This is a genomic window from Kluyvera sp. EC_51 (assembly GCF_019584505.1).
Classification (GTDB): domain Bacteria; phylum Pseudomonadota; class Gammaproteobacteria; order Enterobacterales; family Enterobacteriaceae; genus Kluyvera; species Kluyvera sichuanensis.
In genome coordinates, this window is record NZ_VDAG01000069.1 from 105811 (window position 1) to 125014 (window position 19204).

Sequence of the window (19204 nt, forward strand, 5' to 3'; positions counted from 1 at the left end):
TTAACTCCCTGTTTACTTCTCGATAGCTTCATCCTGACCGGAGTCGGCAACAAACTCAACCCTTTCATTCTCGGGGAGAAGCCCGCGCCAGCCGAAATGTGATAGCGCCTGCATCCAGACGTCATCCAGCCCGGCGCGAATGGTCAGCGGCTCGCCGGTAAAGGGGTGGGTTAATGAGAGCTGGCTGGCGTGCAGCATCAGGCGATGGCAGCCAAAATGCTCTGCGGCGCTGCGGTTCTGGCGCAGGTCGCCGTGCTTGCTGTCGCCAAGAATCGGGTGACGAAGATGCGCCAGATGGCGACGCAACTGATGCTTACGGCCGGTTTTCGGCTCTAGCTCCACCAGCCCGTAGCGGGTGGTCGGGTAGCGACCAGTGGCGACCGGCATTTCCACCGTCGCCAGACCGCGATAGTGAGTTACCGCTGGCTGCGGGTCTTTATTTTCGCGGGCGAACTTATCGGCGATTTTATCGAGCTCTTCCACCAAGGGATAGTCGAGCACCGCTTCATCCGTCAGCCAACCGCGTACGATGGCGTGATAGCGTTTCTGCATCTGGTGCTGTTCGAACTGCTGCGACAGCAGGCGGCCTGCTTCGCTAGAGAGCCCCATCAGCAGTACGCCGGAGGTTGGGCGGTCGAGGCGATGGGCGGTGAAGACGTGCTGACCAATCTGGTCACGCACCGTTTGCATCACCACCACTTTTTCATCACGGTCGAGCCAGCTACGGTGAACCAGCCAACCGGAGGGCTTATTCACCGCCACCAGCCACTCATCCTGGTAAATAATTTCCAGCATCAGTGCGCATCGCTCACGAAGAAGGCGTCCAGCTGTTCCAGCGGCGGCAGAATGATCGCGCGCAGCGGATGGGCGGCATCCAGCGCCATTTCATAATAGGGAGCGATAGCAAACCCGGTTGGCAGCGGCATGCCGCCATCGAGAAGTTGGTGCATGCGCGGAATCAGCACCCATTGCAGCCACTCTAGCGGCTCCAGCGTATCCATACAGAACGGCTGGTCGCTGGCAAATGCGCTCTCATGCGGTGCCGTCTCCTGCCAGTGTTCATGCTGACGCAGCAGGTTTTCAATAAGCAGTAGTTGGTCGCGTAGGTTGTCGTGGCGTGTCATGGGAACCTCAGAGGAAACAAAATCGGGCGCAGGATATCACTAGTTGGCGGGAAACAAAAAAAGGGAGCACTGTAAAAACAGTGCTCCCGGTTCGTTTCGCAGCAATCCAGCTACTTTTGGTGCTCCCTGCTCGTCCGTGACAACTTTTCCTGTGGTCTCCTGACCATGTTCATCCATAAACGGTTGCATCCTGCATCACACCACCCCGATGTGATTTCACCCAATCCGTGAGTGTATCCTGATCTTCCTGATCCACCAGATATCCTGTCTGGCTCTCATTCTCCGTCCTGGAGGTGTCCTTTAACGCGTACCTGCGTTATCCTCTTGCTTCATCCTGAAGCCTTTCCTTGAATCACCTTCCCGGTGTGTCCTATGAAGCGTCATCATCCTGATGTTCACTTCATTGTGCGACTCCCTGTCGACGTAGATAGAATCCGCTATTCCGCCCCGTCTTACAAGTGCCTCTCAGGCAAACACTTAAGGCTTACATCAGAGATTAAGCCTGTAGGATTCATTTATCTTATTGATATACAACGAAATGACTAAACAAATGGGATGAGTGTCTTACTTATGTTCTGGCGATCTCTCACAGGGCGTGTAAGAGATCTCTCACAAGGTGATGGGCGAATTGTCTTACAGGAGAGGCTCGAGTTGAGTCAGGAAACTCGCAAGGGAGGAGGCAAGAGGCAGACGATTACGGGTTCCGAGCGTCTCTTTGACCACTTCACCGGTCACGTTGCACACGGAAATCACGTCCAGTTCGCTGTCCAGCGTCGCGATAAAAAGCGTCGGCGAAAGCTTCAGGCGCTTTTGCGTGACCAGGTGACCAATCAGGTTTTCCTGCACGCGACGGAAATCGTCGGGGCTCCACACCTGCAGCAGCGTCAGGGCTTCGCCCATGAACATCGCGTGCATATCACCCGCATACTGAGTGGTATAATAGGTGTGAATGGGTTGTTGTACCACAATCTCCATTGCGCGTTCAACGCCATTTACATTCTGCTCGCCGTCAAACGGTTGAGGCTGCCAGAGCACCTCATCATCGGTCGTTGAGACCTGGCACGGGGACGGAATGCCGTAAAGTTCCTCGCTGTGCGGCAGGCTGTTGTGCTCACGCTGCCAGGCATCGCAATAGCGTTGGGTGAAAGCGTGTAATGCGTCTGCGGTCTGCTGATCCACGAATTTCTCTCTTCTGGTTAGCTAAGATACACTAGAAACAATAGTGTACCTGCTTTGTAACGGTGAAACATGTCTTCTTATGAGAACCATCAGGCGCTGTCTGGCCTGACCCTGGGTAAAACCACAGATTATCGCGATACCTACGATGCCTCTCTGCTTCAGGGCGTACCGCGCAGCTTAAACCGCGACCCGCTGGGGCTGCACGCTGATACTCTGCCATTCCACGGCGCGGATATCTGGACGCTGTATGAACTCTCCTGGCTTAACGCCAAAGGGCTGCCGCAGGTCGCGGTGGGCCACGTCGAACTGAGCCACGCGACGGTCAATCTGGTGGAGTCCAAAAGCTTCAAACTGTACCTCAATAGCTTCAACCAGACGCGCTTTGATAGCTGGGAAGCGGTACAGCAGACGCTGGAGCGCGATCTGAGCGCCTGCGCACAGGGTGTGGTGACCGTCGCGCTGTATCGTATCGATGAGCTGGAAGGCCAGCCTATTGCCCACTTCCACGGTAGCTGCATCGACAATCAGGATATCGAGATTGAGAGCTACGAATTCAACGCCGACTATCTCGACGGCGCGGCAGGAGACAACGTGGTACAGGAGACGCTGGTCAGCCATTTGCTGAAGTCCAACTGCCTGATCACCCATCAGCCAGACTGGGGCTCCGTGCAGATCCAATACCGTGGCCGGCAAATCGACCGCGAGAAGCTGCTGCGTTACCTGGTATCGTTCCGTCATCACAACGAATTCCACGAGCAGTGCGTTGAACGAATCTTCAATGACATTCTGCGTTTCTGCGCGCCGGAAAGCCTGAGCGTATACGCCCGCTACACCCGTCGCGGCGGTCTGGATATCAACCCATGGCGCTCAAACGGCGAGTTTGTCCCGGCTATTGGACGACTGGTACGTCAGTAAGCTTAACAAAATCTCAATTTTGCGCGCTTTGTTCCGCGCTGAGGTTGTAGTAAACGGGCCAGCGAGGCTATTGTAATCATCAAGGAAGACGATTTTCGTCCCGTAAGGAGTTCACTTGATTACACATATTAGCCCGCTTGGCTCAATGGATATGTTGTCGCAGCTGGAAGTTGACATGCTTAAACGCACGGCCAGCAGCGACCTGTATCAATTGTTCCGCAACTGTTCCCTGGCCGTACTGAACTCAGGTAGCCTGACCGATAACAGCAAAGAGCTGCTATCCCGTTTTGAAAGCTTCGACATTAACGTGCTGCGCCGCGAGCGCGGCGTGAAGCTTGAACTGATTAATCCCCCGGAAGATGCCTTCGTTGATGGGCGGATCATACGCTCGCTGCAGGCTAACCTGTTTGCCGTCCTGCGCGATATTCTGTTTGTCTACGGGCAAATCCATAACACCGTCCGCTTCCCGAATCTCGATCTGGAAAGCTCGACCCACATTACCAACCTGGTCTTCTCTATTCTGCGTAACGCCCGCGCGCTGCACGTCGGGGAAGCACCTAGCATGGTGGTGTGCTGGGGCGGTCACTCCATTAATGAAAACGAATACCTGTACGCTCGTCGCGTCGGTAACCAGCTTGGTCTGCGTGAACTAAACATCTGCACCGGCTGCGGCCCAGGCGCGATGGAAGCACCAATGAAAGGCGCCGCGGTGGGTCACGCACAGCAGCGCTATAAAGAAGGCCGTTTTATCGGCATGACCGAACCGTCGATTATTGCCGCTGAGCCGCCTAACCCGCTGGTGAACGAACTGATCATCATGCCGGATATCGAAAAGCGTCTGGAAGCCTTTGTCCGTATCGCCCACGGCATCATTATCTTCCCTGGCGGCGTTGGTACGGCGGAAGAGCTGCTGTACCTGCTGGGCATTCTGATGAACCCAGCGAACAAAGACCAGGTGCTGCCGCTTATCCTCACCGGCCCGAAAGAGAGCGCCGACTACTTCCGCGTGCTGGACGATTTTGTCGTGCATACGCTGGGCGAAGGCGCACGCCGTCATTACAAAATCATCATTGATGATGAAGTGGAAGTGGCGCGTCAAATGAAGAAAGCGATGCCGCTGGTGAAAGAGAACCGTCGCGATACCGGTGATGCCTACAGCTTCAACTGGTCGATTCGCATTGCGCCAGACCTGCAAATGCCGTTCGAGCCGTCGCACGAAAACATGGCAAGCCTGAAGCTCTATCCCGATCAGCCGGTTGAAGTGCTGGCCGCCGACCTGCGCCGCGCCTTCTCCGGCATCGTGGCAGGGAACGTGAAGGAAGTGGGCATTCGCGCTATCGAAGAGTTTGGGCCGTACAAGATCCACGGTGATAAAGAGATGATGCGCCGCATGGATGAACTGCTGCAGGGCTTCGTGGCCCAACACCGCATGAAACTGCCAGGCTCTGCCTATATTCCGTGCTACGAAATCTGCGCCTGAGTCTGACCTCAGCGTAATTCACTCCCCATCCGGCGGTCTTTTCCGCCGGAATTTCTCCCAAAACAGCCCGCTTAGCTCCACCTATTCATTCACAGCCAATCGTTTGCGTGCATTATCCAACCACATATTATTAGCAATAATTATGATTGAGCGCTAAAAAACGCCATTTTCACCATTTTTATCAGCGAAAACATCGCATTTACCCCCTCAACCATTTACCACACATACTGCGAATGGTAGCCTTCGCGACCATTAATTTCTGCATATATTGCAATTACAGTAAAAACGCCTGCAATAACCCACACTAAAAGTGGATTATTACATTTGCGATCATGATCACTGATACATTTACCAGTTAAATGTACATTTGCGCTCGTCTAAAACGGTATCGGGTAAAAATCACAAAAAAGCCGATACTTATAAAATTTAATCTTGGTTTTAACGTTATTTTTATTTTATTTGACTAAAAAATTAGCATTTTCCTTCCTCCAGGAGATACAGATGGAAAACACTCAAACCAGCACTATCGTCACAGCAGAATCTGCTAGCGGATGGCGCAAAACAGATACAATGTGGATGCTGGGTCTTTACGGCACCGCAATCGGTGCAGGCGTTCTGTTCCTGCCAATCAACGCCGGCGTTGGTGGCATGATCCCGCTGATCATCATGGCTATCCTTGCTTTCCCGATGACCTTCTTCGCACACCGCGGTCTGACTCGCTTCGTGCTGTCCGGTAAAAACCCGGGCGAAGACATCACTGAAGTGGTTGAAGAGCACTTTGGTATCGGCGCAGGTAAACTGATTACCCTGCTCTACTTCTTCGCTATCTACCCAATCCTGCTGGTTTACAGCGTGGCAATCACCAACACCGTCGAGAGCTTCCTGGCTCACCAGCTACACATCACGCCGCCGCCGCGCGCGCTGCTGTCGCTGATTCTGATCGTCGGTATGATGACCATCGTTCGCTTCGGTGAGCAGATGATTGTTAAAGCGATGAGCATCCTGGTGTTCCCGTTTGTCGCCGCCCTGATGGTGCTGGCTCTGTACCTGATCCCACAGTGGAGCGGTGCAGCGCTGGAAACCCTGTCCTTCAGCAGCGCAGCCTCTACCGGCAACGGCCTGTGGATGACCCTGTGGCTGGCAATCCCGGTAATGGTGTTCTCCTTCAACCACTCACCAATCATCTCCTCCTTCGCGGTCGCGAAGCGTGAAGAATACGGCCAGGGTGCAGAGAAAAAATGCTCCTCTATTCTGGCTCGTGCCCACGTGATGATGGTACTGACCGTGATGTTCTTCGTCTTCAGCTGCGTACTGAGCCTGTCCCCAGCGGACCTGGCGGCGGCAAAAGAGCAGAACATCTCCATCCTGTCTTACCTGGCGAACCACTTTAACGCGCCGGTTATCGCCTGGATGGCACCGATTATCGCGATTATCGCTATCACCAAATCCTTCCTGGGCCACTACCTGGGCGCACGTGAAGGCTTTAACGGTATGGTTATTAAGTCTCTGCGTAGCAAAGGCAAAACCATCGAAATCAACAAACTGAACAAAATCACTGCGCTGTTCATGCTGATTACCACCTGGATCGTGGCAACCATGAACCCAAGCATCCTGGGGATGATTGAAACCCTGGGCGGCCCAATCATCGCGATGATTCTGTTCCTGATGCCGATGTATGCTATCCAGAAAGTACCGGCAATGCGTAAGTACAGCGGTCACATCAGCAACGTCTTCGTTGTCCTGATGGGTCTCATCGCTATCTCCGCTATCTCCTACTCTCTGTTTAGTTAATCACCCTGCGCCGTCCCTTGGGGCGGCGCTCTTCAATACCATAGGGACGCCTCATGATTAGCGTATTCGATATTTTCAAAATCGGCATTGGTCCTTCCAGCTCACACACCGTTGGGCCAATGAAAGCAGGCAAACAGTTCACGGACGACTTGATTGCGCGTGGGATCCTCAATGATATTACTCGCGTAGTCGTCGATGTTTACGGCTCACTCTCTCTGACCGGTAAAGGTCACCATACGGATATCGCCATCATTATGGGTCTGGCAGGAAATCTGCCTGATACGGTCGATATCGAGTCTATCCCGGCGTTTATCCAGGATGTGAACACCCACGGTCGCCTGATGCTTGCTAACGGTCAGCACGAAGTGGAATTCCCGGTTGACCAGTGCATGAACTTCCATGCCGACAACCTCTCCCTGCATGAAAACGGCATGCGTATCACCGCACTGGCGGGCGATAACGCCGTTTACAGCAAAACCTATTATTCCATCGGCGGTGGTTTTATCGTCGATGAAGAGCACTTCGGTCAGCAGACTGAAGCGCCGGTGGCCGTACCTTACCCGTACAAAAACGCCGCCGACCTGCAGCGTCACTGCAACGAAACCGGGCTGTCACTCTCTGGCCTGATGATGAAAAATGAACTCGCGCTGCACAGCAAAGAAGAGCTGGAAAAGCACTTCGCTGACGTCTGGGCAGTGATGAAGGGCGGTATCGAACACGGCACCACCACTGAAGGCGTCCTGCCGGGCAAACTGCGCGTTCCGCGCCGTGCCGCAGCGCTGCGCCGCATGCTGGTAAGCCAGGATAAAATCAGCAGTGACCCAATGGCGGTGGTGGACTGGATCAACATGTTCGCGCTGGCCGTTAACGAAGAAAACGCCGCCGGCGGCCGCGTCGTGACGGCGCCAACCAACGGCGCTTGCGGGATTGTTCCTGCAGTGCTGGCGTACTACGACAAGTTTATCCGTGAAGTGAACGCTAACTCGCTGGCACGCTACATGCTGGTCGCAAGCGCGATTGGCTCACTGTACAAGATGAACGCCTCTATCTCCGGCGCTGAAGTGGGCTGCCAGGGTGAAGTGGGCGTGGCCTGTTCAATGGCGGCTGCCGGTCTGGCTGAACTGCTGGGCGCAAGCCCTGCGCAGGTGTGCATCGCCGCGGAAATCGGCATGGAACATAACCTCGGTCTGACCTGCGACCCGGTCGCTGGCCAGGTTCAGGTACCGTGCATTGAGCGTAACGCCATTGCCTCGGTGAAAGCGGTAAACGCCGCGCGTATGGCGCTGCGCCGTACCAGCGAGCCGCGCGTGTGCCTCGATAAAGTTATCGAGACCATGTACGAAACCGGTAAAGACATGAACGCCAAATATCGCGAAACTTCTCGCGGTGGCCTGGCGATGAAAGTGGTGGCCTGCGACTAACGTCATCCCCCCAGAGGCCTCGTGCAGTTTTGCGAGGCCTCTTCCCGTTTTATCCCTCGCCAATAGCCTCACTGTGCCGTGAATGTTACCCTTACCGCTCGAATCGTTAGGGAGAACACCTGTGGCCGTCCATTTGCTGATTGTTGATGCACTCAACCTGATACGCCGTATTCATGCCGTTCAGGGTTCCCCCTGTGTGGAAACCTGCCAGCATGCGCTGGATCTGCTGATTGCCCATAGCCAGCCGACTCATGCGGTGGCGGTGTTTGACGATGAGGCACGCAATAGCGGCTGGCGACACCAGCGTCTTCCTGACTACAAGGCGGGCCGCCCGCCGATGCCAGACGATCTGCATGCCGAGATGTCTGCGCTCCGCGCCGCCTTCGAGCTACGCGGGGTTCGCTGCTGGGTCTCCAGCGGTAACGAGGCCGACGATTTAGCGGCAACGCTGGCGGTAAAAGTCGCTGGCGCGGGCCATCAAGCCACCATCGTCTCCACCGATAAAGGCTACTGCCAACTGCTCTCGCCAAACCTGCGCATTCGCGACTATTTTCAAAAACGCTGGCTCGACGTGCCGTTTATCGAAAACGAATTTGGCGTCCAGCCGCATCAGTTGCCGGACTACTGGGGGCTGGCGGGCATCAGCAGCTCGAAAGTGCCGGGTGTGGTGGGCATTGGCCCGAAGAGCGCCACCCAGCTGTTAACGCAGTTTCCCACGCTGGAAGCGCTGTATGAACATCTGGATGAGGTGCCGGAGAAGTGGCGCAAGAAGCTGGTAGAACATCGGGATATGGCATTTTTATGCCGCGATATCGCACGACTGCAGACGGATTTGCATATTGATGGGAATTTGCAGCAGCTAAGGCTGAATAGATAACACCGCCCTGAAGGCGGTGCTGAACCCGGCGTCGCTGCGCTCGGCCGGGCTACAATCCTTAACGCTCGTCGCGACGGCCACCGACAGCGGCCCACAGACGACGCACGTGAACGGTTACCTCTTCGCGGTCATGGTACAGCTGACGCGCCTGAATCTGGGCGTTAATCCCGTTCTCATCAAGCCTTGCCTGGATGTGCGCCAGGTTCTGCGACAGCTCTTCATAGCGCTTTTTCATCGGTAGCTTGAGGTTGAAGATGGTCTCACGGCACCAGCCATTTACCAGCCAATCGGCCATCAGTGAGGCCACTTTCGCTGGCTTCTCAACCATGTCGCACACCATCCACGAGATGTTGCTACGAGTCGGACGATAGCGGAAACCATCTTCGCGCAGCCAGGTCACCTGACCGGTATCCATCAGGCTCTGCGCCATTGGGCCGTTATCCACGGAGGAGACCCACATGTTGCGCTTCACCAGCTGATAGGTCCAGCCACCTGGGCAAGCCCCGAGATCGACTGCGTACATGCCGTTCGCCAGACGCTCGTCCCACTCGTCGGCAGGGATAAAGACGTGGAACGCCTCTTCAAGCTTAAGGGTTGAGCGGCTTGGGGCATCGGCCGGGAACTTCAGGCGCGGAATACCCATGTAAAACGGCGAGTTGTTGTTGCTATAGGAGTACCCGGTATAGCAACAGCCTGGCGCGATAAAGAACACGTGTACCACCGGACGCTTGGCGGTCTCGTACGGTGCCAGCACGTTGGCTTCGCGCAGCGCAGCGCGCAGCGGCACGGTGAATTTGCGGCAGAACTTCATCAGCTCTTTGCTTTCGTTGGTGTCTGCTACTTCAACGCGCAGATCGCCACCTTTCTCCACCACACCCTGCAGCATGCCGACAACCGGGGTCACGCGGTCTTCAGCCGGTAAATCTTTCAGCAGTTCGCCCACCACAATCATCTGACGCGCAAACACCAGCGAGCTAAACGGCAGCTCGCGCGCCAGTTTGTCGGCATCCCCTTCCTGATAGCATTCGAAAATCACATAGCCGGAGTTATCTTTAACGCGCGCAAAGCCAAACACTTCGCGGCGACCGGCTTTATCGGTAATTTCCGCAGCACACTCTTTCTCAAACCCAGGGCGGCAATACAGCACAACCTTATTCATGAACAACACCCTTACGCTTAAGTCGAATCGCACCAATCAACATCAAAACCCAACCGGCGAGGAAGCTGACGCCGCCCACCGGGGTAACATACGCCCACAGGCGTAAATGGGAGAGCGCGAGGCAGTACAGGCTACCGCTGAACATCACGGTACCCAGCGCCAGAAACACGCTGCTCCAGTAGAACCAGATACTAATGCGGCGCTGCATCGCCACCGCGAGTCCGAAAATCGCCAGAGTGTGGAACGCCTGATACTCCAGGCCGGTCTGGATCCAGCCCATTTCCACAACGCCCAACGATTTACTCAGCACGTGCGCGCCAAACGCGCCCAGTGCGACAAAGATAAAGCCGCTGATAGCGGCAAAAATCAGCATAAAACGGCTGGTCATGGTATTACCCTAAATTCATTTATTGTTCGTAACGGAAACGGAACGTTTCTTGTTCATGGGCCGCTTTCGCCAGTATCCACTGTCGAAAGGCCGCTATTTTACCCAGTTCAGCCTGACTGTCATGACAAACCAGATAAAACGCATTCTTACTGACCAGAACATCATTAAACGGGCACACCAGACGGCCTGCCTCAATTTCAGACTGCGCCATCACGTTGTTCGCGAGCGCAACCCCCTGTCCGTGGATGGCAGCCTGTAGCACCATGGCGCTATGGCTGAAGATCGGTCCCTGTTGTACGTTGATATGGGTGAGCCCCAGCTGGCGCGTATACGTTTGCCAGTCGCGGCGGGAAGCATCATGCAGCAGCGTGTGTTTAGCGAGATCGGCAGGCGTCTTTAACGCTTTCTCGCCGGTCAGCAGCAGTGGGGAGCAGACGGGGAGCAGATACTCAGCGTACAGTTTTTCCACGCGTAGCCCCGGCCAGTTGCCGCGACCATAAAAAATCGCCACATCTACGTCGTCCGCAAGCTTATCTTCCTGGCGGTCTACGGCCTGGATTCTGACATCAATTCCCGGATAAGCTGAGTTAAAGCTTGAGAGACGCGGCACCAGCCACTGAATCGCAAAACTGGGCAATAAACTGACGGTTAACGCCCCTTTCGCGCTTCGTGCCTGTAGTTTACGCGTTGCCTCTGTTAATTGCGAAAAGATCTCTTTGATATCCTGAAAATAGCTCTGCCCTTCTTCGGTCAGAAGCAGAGAACGATTGCGCCGCCGGAACAGCTTCAGCCCCAGAAAATCCTCAAGAGACTTGATTTGGTGGCTTACTGCGGCCTGCGTCACAAAAAGCTCATCGGCCGCGCGCGTGAAGCTTAAATGGCGTGCGGCTGCATCAAATACACGTAATGCATTAAGAGGTGGCAAACGCTTTGACATGGTCCCAGAACTCAATTGTTAACTGAATTTAACAAATAGGAAACAACGGTTAACCTATTAGTTTTTTTTATCTGAGCCATTATAATTTGTCCGTTGAGCTTCTACCAGCAAATACCTATCATGGCGGCACTTCCTGAGCCGGAACGAGAAGCTTTTTTTGGAATGCGTGTTCTGAAGGGCTTTTGGCTTACGGTTGTGATGTTGTGTTGTTGTGTTTGCAATTGGTCTGCAATTCAGATCACGGTAGCAAGGCTACCCTTTTTCACTTCCTGTACATTTACCCTGTCTGTCCATAGTGATTAATGTAGCACCGCCTATTTGCGGTGCTTTTTTTTGCCTCAAATTCCCCCGAACCGCTCGTCAAAGTTGAAAGCCGGGCAAAATTGCGCGACGATCTCCTTATTGATATGAGGAATTTCATGAACGCCTTCTCCCCCGCGCACTTTCGCGCCCAGTTTCCCGCCCTGCACGATGCCGGGGTGTACCTTGATAGCGCCGCCACCGCGTTAAAACCGCAGGCGGTTATCGAGGCGACAACAAATTTCTACTCGCTGAGCGCGGGTAACGTTCATCGCAGCCAGTTTGCTGAAGCACAGCGCCTGACCGCGCGCTATGAGGCCGCCCGCGACCAGGTCGCCGGTTGGCTCAACGCGCCAAGCGGCAAGGATATCGTCTGGACGCGTGGAACCACCGAAGCCATCAATATGGTAGCCCAGTGCTACGCACGCCCGCGTCTGCAACCGGGCGATGAAATCATCGTCAGCGTCGCCGAGCACCACGCCAACCTGGTGCCGTGGCTGATGGTCGCCCAACAGACCGGCGCGAACATCGTCCAGCTACCGCTAGGCGCCGATCGCCTGCCCGACGTTGAACGGCTAACCGCGCTGATTACCCCACGCAGCCGTATTCTGGCGCTGGGGCAGATGTCCAACGTCACCGGCGGCTGCCCCGATCTGGCCCGCGCTATCACCCTCGCCCATCAGGCGAATATGATAGTGATGGTCGACGGCGCACAGGGTGCCGTCCACTTTCCGGCGGACGTGCAGGCGCTGGATATCGATTTCTACGCTTTCTCCGGTCATAAGCTTTACGGGCCAACCGGCATCGGTGCGCTGTATGGTAAAAGCGAACTGCTCGATGCCATGACTCCGTGGCTCGGCGGCGGCAAGATGATAAGTGAAGTGACTTTCGATGGCTTCACCACGCAACCGGTGCCCTATCGCCTGGAAGCGGGTACGCCAAACGTCGCCGGGGTGATTGGCCTGAGCGCGGCGCTGGAGTGGCTGTCCGAAATTGACATGGTACAGGCCGAATCCTGGAGCCGGGGTCTGGCGACGCTTGCGGAAGAAGAACTGGCAAAACGGCCGGGCTTTCGCTCCTTCCGCTGCCAGGACTCCAGCCTGCTGGCCTTTGATTTTGCTGGCGTTCACCACAGCGATATGGTGACGCTGCTGGCGGAATACGGCATTGCGCTGCGCGCCGGTCAGCACTGCGCTCAGCCGCTGCTCGCGGCGATGGGCGTGAGCGGTACGCTGCGCGCCTCGTTTGCCCCTTACAATACGCAGGACGACGTACAGGCGCTGGTCAGCGCCGTCGATCGTGCGCTCGAACTTCTGGTGGATTAATGACGATGCCTTTACTCGCCGAACACCCGTTCGGCACCCGCGTAACGCCTGAGACGTTGCGCCAGCAGTTTGCGGCGCTATCGCAGTGGGAAGAGAAATATCGCCAGCTGATCCTGTTAGGGAAAAAGCTTCCAGCGCTCTCGGATGAGCTTAAAGCGCAGGCGCGCGAGATCCCTGGCTGCGAAAACCGCGTCTGGCTGGGCTACACTCAGACGCCAGACGGTGCGCTGCACTTCTTTGGCGATAGCGAAGGTAGGATTGTACGCGGCCTGCTGGCCGTGCTGCTGACGGCGGCGGAAGGCAAACAGCCGGCAGAGATTCTGGCAGACGATCCGCTCAACCTGTTCGATGAACTGGGGCTGCGCGGTCAACTCAGCGCCTCACGCACTCAGGGCCTGACGGCCCTAAGTGAGGCGATGATGGAAGCCGCGCGTCAGGCGCTGGCCTGACGTGCCGCTTTCGCGAGCATTTTCTTCAGCGCATGGGACACCGCTACGAAGCCAAAGGTGGCGGTAACCATGGTCGCCGCGCCAAACCCGGCGGCGCAGTCCATGCGCTTCGGCCCTTCCGCCGGGATTTTCATGGCACAGACCAAACCGTCCGCCTGTGGGTACACCAGCGCTTCAGTTGAGAAGACGCAGTCCACGCCAAGCTTGCCTTTGCTGTTCTTCACCACGCCAAAATCGCTTTTCAGCCGCTCGCGCAGCTTCGCCGCCAGCGGGTCCTGAATGGTTTTCGCGAGGTCACTCACCTGAATCTGCGTCGGGTCAATCTGCCCGCCCGCGCCGCCGGTGGTAATCAGCGGTACCTTATAACGACGACAGTAGGCAATCAGCGCCGCTTTCGGGCGAATGCTGTCGATAGCATCCACCACGTAGCTGTAGCCCGCTCCCATGTACTCAGCGACGTTATCCGGCGTGACGAAATCGTCCACCACGGTGACGCGGCACTCGGGGTTAATCTGCCGGATACGCTCGGCCATCACTTCCGCTTTCGCCAGCCCGACGTTACCGCCAAGGGCGTGAATCTGACGGTTGGTGTTGGTGACGCAGACGTCATCCATATCGATAAGCGTGATCGCACCAATGCCGGTACGCGCCAGCGCTTCCGCCGCCCAGCTACCTACGCCGCCGATACCGACCACGCACACGTGCGCATCAGCAAAAACCTGCAGCGCTTTTTCACCGTACAAACGTGCCGTGCCGCCAAAACGCTGGCGCCAGGCGTCACTGATAACCACAGACATAAAACCTCAAATTCATTGATATCGAGCATTCCCGGCGTCGCGTTGCTCGGCCGGGCTACAAGACTTAACCGCTAAACACATTCCCGCCGCTGGACGCCGTTTTCAGCACCCATACGCGGCCGTAGTGATTATACCAGCCTGCGCGATGCCCGGCATCCGGGCCGATGCCCTGGTAGATGTCGAAGTGCTGGCCCTTAATCGCGCCGCCAACATCCAACGCCACCATCAGGCGCAGCTCGTACTGACCGTTAAACTTACCGTTATTGTCGAGTTGCGGCACTTCAGCCAGCAGCGTCGTGCCCGGCGGAATGATGCTGCGGTCAGACGCCACGGAGGCGCGGCCAATCAGCGGTACGGCGCTAGCGCCTTTCACCGGGGCAAACGACTGCGGTTTAAAGAAGACGAATGAGGGGTTTTGCTCGAGCAGTTCGCGGACTTCCGCTTCGCTGTGGGTTTCACCCCAGTGGCGGATCGCCTGCATCGACATATCTTCACGCTTCACTTCACCACGGTCGATCAGTACCTTACCGATGCTTTTATACGCCCAGCCGTTTTTGCCCGCGTAGCTAAAGAAGTTCAGCGGAGAACCATCACCGAAATCAATATAACCGCTGCCCTGCACATCCATGATGAAGTTATCCATCAGCGAATTACTGTAGGCCAGTATGTAGTCATCGCTCAGCCCACCGGCATAAATGCTGGCGCGGGACGGCAGCTTGCCGCGTTTAGGAGGCATGCGGTAGATCGGGTACTGGAATTCGCCCTGCCGCGTATGGCGCGCCTGGACAACCGGGGTGTAGTAACCGGTAAACTGTACGTTGCCGTAGTTGTCGGTCCCTTCCATCTGCCAGGCATCAATGCCGTACTGACGCATGGTGCGGGTATCGCCACCGGCCAGCAGCCACTGCTGCACGGCGCTATAAAGGTTGCTCTGGTTGCCGTAAAGGCGCGGAGAGGCGTTACGAATCTCATTTAACTGCTGCGCAAAGTCACCCGCGTTAATTGGCGCGCCGACGGCATCAGGTTGATTCACGAGTGAGAAAGGCTGGGTGAGTTTCCCGTCTTTATACTGTTGACCGCGATCGGTCGGTTTTGACGAACAGGCGGCTAGCATTGCCAGCAGTGCGCCCGTTGCCACATATTTGGCCCAACGTCCTTTCATGGTATTTTGTGTTCCGCATAGTCGAAAGTGCCCGGTGAAGATAACAAACCCCCAGGGGTATTGAAATGCGAACGCGACCCACGGTAACCAATTCGCACAAAAAAAGCGCAAATTGCGTCGTATCCGTACAACTTATAAAAAAATGAGTGATTTGCCGCAAAAATGGTTGCAACAAATGCTGAGCAGAGTATAGTGCGCATCCACGGACGCGGGGTGGAGCAGCCTGGTAGCTCGTCGGGCTCATAACCCGAAGGTCGTCAGTTCAAATCTGGCCCCCGCAACCAATTAAAATCAGAAGCAGTAACGTTACTCGATGGAAGAGTAATGACGGACGCGGGGTGGAGCAGCCTGGTAGCTCGTCGGGCTCATAACCCGAAGGTCGTCGGTTCAAATCCGGCCCCCGCAACCAATTAAAATCTGATGCAAGTTTACTCGATGAAGAGTAAAGACGGACGCGGGGTGGAGCAGCCTGGTAGCTCGTCGGGCTCATAACCCGAAGGTCGTCGGTTCAAATCCGGCCCCCGCAACCAATTAAAATGACACCCACATGGGTGTTTTTTTTTGCCTGTCATTCAGCCTTCCGGCTACTCTGCGCCACCCTTTCGAATGGCGCATTCCCGCACACTACGCTTCTTTATGCTCGCGCATAATCGTATAAATCTTTTCGATATCAATATGCTGACGCATTGATGCCGCCAGAATATCAAACTGCTGTGTCTTATAACGCGCATAGTGAAGATCATTATCCAGCGCCGCCAGCCCTTTACGCCCACGCAGGCCGTTGACCAGCGTACGGGTAAATTCGTCGCTATCAAACAGGCCGTGAAGATACGTACCGAAAACCAATCCGTCCTCACTGACCGCGCCGTCAGCGCTGTACTGGCCGTTTTTGCAGAGCTGCATCAACGCACAGCCCGTGCCTGACGGCGTAGTCTCACCCATATGAATCTCATAGCCACGTAACGACAGACCTGACACTGGCGCCAGCCAGCCCGGCAGCGCATCGCTAAGCATCGCCGTCGCCTGAGTGGTGGTTTTCGTCGGCGCAAAACGCGTCACCACGTTCAGCAGTCCCAGGCCGGGCAAGGTCCCCAACCCCGATTCGACGTCATCGGTAAGCGTATCGCCAAGCATTTGATAGCCGCCGCAGATCCCCAGCACCGGCACGCCCTGACGTTGCGCCTGTAAAATCCCGTGCGCCAGACCGCTATCCTGCAACCACAGCAGATCGCCCAACGTATTTTTACTGCCAGGCAGGATAATCAGGTCCGCGCCGGACAAATCTTCCGCATGCCGGACGTAGCGCACCCGCACGTCCGGCTGGGCCGCCAGCGCGTTGAAGTCGGTAAAGTTGGAGATATGCGGTAGCTGTACCACCGCCACATCAATCTCATAGGCTCCGGTATGACGGTATTTGCCCTTTTGCAGCGCCACGCCGTCCTCGTCTTCCAGGTCAACGTCCAGCCACGGCATGACGCCCAATACCGGCACGTTGGTCAGCGCTTCAATCTGTTCAATGCCGGAGTGCAGCAGCGAAACATCACCGCGAAACTTATTAATAATCACCCCTTTCACCCGCGCCCTTTCGTGCTCATGCAGCAGCGCCAGGGTGCCGTAGATAGAGGCAAACACGCCGCCGCGATCGATGTCGGCTATCAGAATCACCGGGCACTGCGCCATCTCGGCCATGCCCATATTGACGATATCACGGTCGCGCAGGTTAATTTCTGCCGGGCTGCCCGCCCCTTCCAGAACCAGCACGTCAAACTCGCTCGCCAGACTCTGGTAAACCGCCATGATCTGCTCACGCAACCGCGGCTTGTAATCGTGATAGCTGACGGCATCCATGCTGGTTGCTACCTCGCCCATCAGCACAATCTGCGCTTTGCGGTCGCTGGTTGGCTTGAGCAGAATCGGGTTCATTCGCACGTCTGGCGCGATGCCCGCCGCTTCAGCCTGAAAAATCTGCGCGCGCCCCATCTCTTTGCCGTCCGGCGTAATACCGGAGTTGAGCGCCATATTCTGCGACTTAAACGGCGCGGTGCGCAGGCCGTCCTGATAGAAGATGCGGCACAGCCCCGCCACCAGCATACTTTTGCCAACATCAGAGGCGGTACCTTGCAGCATTATGGCCTGGGTCATCGATTTCCTCGTTCACGCATTTGACGGAAAAACTCCGCCTCGGTTTTACACAGCGGCAGCCCCAGCTCCGCATGCAGCTTCACCAGCCACGGCTGGCTCAGCCCCGCCTGTTCAATCAGCGCGGTACGGGCAAACACCTCGCCCGGCTCCCCCTCGGCCAGCACTTCGCCGTGGCGCAGCACGTACACCGCGTCGCTGACCTCATAAATTAAATCAATATCGTGACTGGAAATCACCACATGATTGCCCTGCGCCACGATGCGCTTGATGATTTCAATCATCTGCGCGCGCCCGGAGGGGTCCAGCCCGGCGGTCGGTTCGTCCAGCAGTAGGTATCGCGCCTGCAATACCAGCGCGCTGGCAATCGCCACCCGCTTTTTCTGCCCGTGGCTCAGACACTGAATCGGCTGCTGACGGAAGTGCTGGGCATCGACCAGCGTCAGCGCATCGTCTACCCGGCGAGCAATCTCATCCTCCGCCACGCCGAGATTACGCAAGCTGAAAGCGATGTCGCTATCAATATCGGTGTAGAAAATCTGCTGGTCCGGGTCCTGAAATACGGTCGCTACCTGCTGGCGCAGCGCCAGCAGCCCGCGCTTGCTGTAGTCCAGCGGCTTGCCTTGCCACAGCACCGCGCCCTGCTGCGGGCGCAAAAGCCCGCTGAGATTCATAAACAGCGTCGATTTCCCGCAGCCGTTGGCCCCAACGAGGCCGGTGACGGCCTGGCGCGAGAAGTCCAGCGTCAGCCCTTTAAGCGTCGGTTCCTGCTGGTAGCGAAACCAGAGGTCAGTGGTAGCCAGCATGGCGTTCCTTAGAGGTGAAAATCACCCTGATACAGTTTGATATCCAGCACGGTACTCATCTGCTGATAGCGGATTAACACACGCGTAAACAGCAGGCTCACCAGCATCGCCAACGAGCGATAGCCCAGACGGACGTTACGATAACCAAAGCGCAGCGTCTGCGCCCGGTGAATCGCCATCGCCTCATCCAGCAGGATAAAGATAAAGCGCCAGGTCAGCAGGATCTGCTCGATCAGCAGGCGCGGCACACGGCCGCGCTTGAGCAGCACGATAAGCTGCGGGAACGGCAGGTTCAGCACCAGCCAGAAGGTCGCGGACAATGCCGCCAGGCTACGCCAGAAGGTCTCGTTGGCGGTCGCTAGCCCGGCAGCGGTAATGCCGAGCGAGAACGACCCCAGCGGCACGCTGACCAGCAGCGCGTGTGGGTCGCGGCTGACGCTAAAGATAATCGTCACCACCCCCACCAGCAGAAAACCCAGCGGCAGCGCCATCCAGCGGAGCCAGCGCCACAGCGAGATGCGCAGCAGCCAGCAGGTAAAGCCCGCCGTCAGCGCCATCAGCAGCGCCTGCCCCAGCGGCGGCAGGCTAAAGGCCAGCACCATCATCAGCAGCCAGAGCAGAAACTTACGCTCTGGGGCGACGTGAAACCAGCGGCTCTGATAGCTCAGCCGATCAAGCCCGGTCATCATGGCGCTGGCGGCCCTTGTAGTAGCCAAGAATATAGAAGATCACCGCCGCGCCGAGGGAGCCTTGCAGGGTAAACAGCAGGCTCTCAATCTCGCCGCTCGCGGGTTCATACAGCGGGTGGAACCACGGCTCATAGCCAGGATCCACGGCGGTAATCACCCCTTCAGCCTGATCGTCCGAGCCGCCGTATTCGCCACCGTGGTTGATAAAGAACGGCAGGATAACCAGCGCAATCACCATCGCCAGCAGAATTAATGTCTTTTTCATC

Annotated in this window: 19 protein-coding genes and 3 tRNA genes; 10 read left to right on the forward strand and 12 right to left on the reverse strand. The window is 56.4% G+C overall.

Annotated elements, in window-relative coordinates:
• Positions 1-12 precede the first annotated feature (12 nt).
• The 3 genes from truC to syd all read right to left on the reverse strand — a co-directional run bounded on the left by truC (position 13) and on the right by syd (position 2303).
• Complete coding sequence (truC, locus tag FHC49_RS12805; protein ID WP_185667993.1) at positions 13-795, reverse strand: tRNA pseudouridine(65) synthase TruC; 783 nt, start codon at positions 793-795, stop codon at positions 13-15.
• Positions 795-1124 carry a YqcC family protein gene (locus FHC49_RS12810; RefSeq protein WP_185667992.1) on the reverse strand — a complete coding sequence of 110 codons (330 nt, stop codon included), beginning with the start codon at positions 1122-1124 and terminating at the stop codon, positions 795-797. Before FHC49_RS12810 ends, truC begins: the two co-directional genes overlap by 1 nt.
• Positions 1125-1757: 633 nt before the next feature.
• The gene (syd, locus tag FHC49_RS12815; RefSeq protein WP_220439943.1) at positions 1758-2303 is read right to left on the reverse strand and encodes a SecY-interacting protein; all 546 of its coding nucleotides are present in this window, start codon (positions 2301-2303) and stop codon (positions 1758-1760) included.
• 69 nt (positions 2304-2372) lie between these two features.
• Between syd and queF the strand changes: the two genes are divergently transcribed.
• From queF to xni, 5 genes are all read left to right on the forward strand, one after another.
• The gene (gene queF / locus FHC49_RS12820; protein ID WP_185667990.1) at positions 2373-3218 is read left to right on the forward strand and encodes an NADPH-dependent 7-cyano-7-deazaguanine reductase QueF; all 846 of its coding nucleotides are present in this window, start codon (positions 2373-2375) and stop codon (positions 3216-3218) included.
• A gap of 115 nt (positions 3219-3333) precedes the next feature.
• Positions 3334-4698, forward strand: coding sequence for a nucleotide 5'-monophosphate nucleosidase PpnN (ppnN, locus tag FHC49_RS12825; protein ID WP_035892831.1), 1365 nt, complete (start codon positions 3334-3336; stop codon positions 4696-4698).
• Positions 4699-5199: 501 nt separating this feature from the next.
• Positions 5200-6489: an HAAAP family serine/threonine permease gene (locus FHC49_RS12830; protein ID WP_185667989.1), complete on the forward strand. Its 1290-nt coding sequence runs from the start codon at positions 5200-5202 to the stop codon at positions 6487-6489.
• 53 nt (positions 6490-6542) lie between these two features.
• Positions 6543-7910, forward strand: a complete 1368-nt coding sequence (locus FHC49_RS12835; RefSeq protein ID WP_220439944.1) for an L-serine ammonia-lyase — start codon at positions 6543-6545, stop codon at positions 7908-7910.
• A gap of 121 nt (positions 7911-8031) precedes the next feature.
• Positions 8032-8787, forward strand: coding sequence for a flap endonuclease Xni (xni, locus tag FHC49_RS12840; protein ID WP_220439945.1), 756 nt, complete (start codon positions 8032-8034; stop codon positions 8785-8787).
• Positions 8788-8845: 58 nt separating this feature from the next.
• On the opposite strand, the gene rlmM is transcribed toward xni, so the two are convergent.
• From rlmM to gcvA, 3 genes are read right to left on the reverse strand one after another with little or no spacing between them, the layout of a single operon-like run.
• Positions 8846-9946, reverse strand: coding sequence for a 23S rRNA (cytidine(2498)-2'-O)-methyltransferase RlmM (gene rlmM, locus FHC49_RS12845; RefSeq protein WP_185667986.1), 1101 nt, complete (start codon positions 9944-9946; stop codon positions 8846-8848).
• Complete coding sequence (locus FHC49_RS12850; protein WP_123650616.1) at positions 9939-10334, reverse strand: DUF423 domain-containing protein; 396 nt, start codon at positions 10332-10334, stop codon at positions 9939-9941. The genes rlmM and FHC49_RS12850 overlap by 8 nt, the downstream gene beginning before the upstream one ends.
• Before the next feature lie 19 nt (positions 10335-10353).
• Positions 10354-11271: a glycine cleavage system transcriptional regulator GcvA gene (gene gcvA / locus FHC49_RS12855; protein ID WP_185667985.1), complete on the reverse strand. Its 918-nt coding sequence runs from the start codon at positions 11269-11271 to the stop codon at positions 10354-10356.
• Between the two features lie 419 nt (positions 11272-11690).
• Between gcvA and csdA the strand changes: the two genes are divergently transcribed.
• Complete coding sequence (gene csdA, locus FHC49_RS12860; protein WP_220439946.1) at positions 11691-12896, forward strand: cysteine desulfurase CsdA; 1206 nt, start codon at positions 11691-11693, stop codon at positions 12894-12896.
• Positions 12896-13345 (forward strand): cysteine desulfurase sulfur acceptor subunit CsdE, encoded by a 450-nt coding sequence (csdE, locus tag FHC49_RS12865; protein WP_220439947.1) that lies wholly within the window; start codon positions 12896-12898, stop codon positions 13343-13345. The genes csdA and csdE overlap by 1 nt, the downstream gene beginning before the upstream one ends.
• Here the strand turns inward: csdE and tcdA are convergent.
• On the reverse strand, positions 13330-14142 hold the full coding sequence (tcdA, locus tag FHC49_RS12870; protein ID WP_220439948.1) for a tRNA cyclic N6-threonylcarbamoyladenosine(37) synthase TcdA: 813 nt from the start codon (positions 14140-14142) through the stop codon (positions 13330-13332). The two genes, csdE and tcdA, sit on opposite strands and share 16 nt — an antisense overlap.
• Positions 14143-14206: 64 nt before the next feature.
• On the reverse strand, positions 14207-15304 hold the full coding sequence (gene mltA / locus FHC49_RS12875) for a murein transglycosylase A (RefSeq protein ID WP_185667981.1): 1098 nt from the start codon (positions 15302-15304) through the stop codon (positions 14207-14209).
• Positions 15305-15511: 207 nt separating this feature from the next.
• Between mltA and FHC49_RS12880 the strand changes: the two genes are divergently transcribed.
• From FHC49_RS12880 to FHC49_RS12890, 3 genes are all read left to right on the forward strand, one after another.
• Positions 15512-15588: transfer RNA gene (locus FHC49_RS12880), tRNA-Met, on the forward strand.
• 48 nt (positions 15589-15636) lie between these two features.
• Positions 15637-15713: transfer RNA gene (locus FHC49_RS12885), tRNA-Met, on the forward strand.
• 44 nt (positions 15714-15757) lie between these two features.
• Positions 15758-15834 (forward strand) — tRNA-Met (locus FHC49_RS12890).
• A 94-nt stretch (positions 15835-15928) separates the two neighbouring features.
• Here FHC49_RS12890 and FHC49_RS12895 read toward each other — a convergent pair.
• The 4 genes from FHC49_RS12895 to FHC49_RS12910 are packed head-to-tail and all read right to left on the reverse strand — an operon-like array spanning position 15929 to position 19203.
• On the reverse strand, positions 15929-17446 hold the full coding sequence (locus tag FHC49_RS12895) for a cobyric acid synthase (RefSeq protein WP_220439949.1): 1518 nt from the start codon (positions 17444-17446) through the stop codon (positions 15929-15931).
• Positions 17443-18249 (reverse strand): energy-coupling factor ABC transporter ATP-binding protein, encoded by an 807-nt coding sequence (locus FHC49_RS12900; RefSeq protein WP_220439950.1) that lies wholly within the window; start codon positions 18247-18249, stop codon positions 17443-17445. Before FHC49_RS12900 ends, FHC49_RS12895 begins: the two co-directional genes overlap by 4 nt.
• Before the next feature lie 8 nt (positions 18250-18257).
• Positions 18258-18935, reverse strand: coding sequence for an energy-coupling factor ABC transporter transmembrane protein (locus FHC49_RS12905; protein WP_185668076.1), 678 nt, complete (start codon positions 18933-18935; stop codon positions 18258-18260).
• Positions 18922-19203 (reverse strand): energy-coupling factor ABC transporter substrate-binding protein, encoded by a 282-nt coding sequence (locus FHC49_RS12910; protein ID WP_220439951.1) that lies wholly within the window; start codon positions 19201-19203, stop codon positions 18922-18924. The genes FHC49_RS12905 and FHC49_RS12910 overlap by 14 nt, the downstream gene beginning before the upstream one ends.
• Between the last annotated feature and the right edge of the window lies 1 nt (position 19204).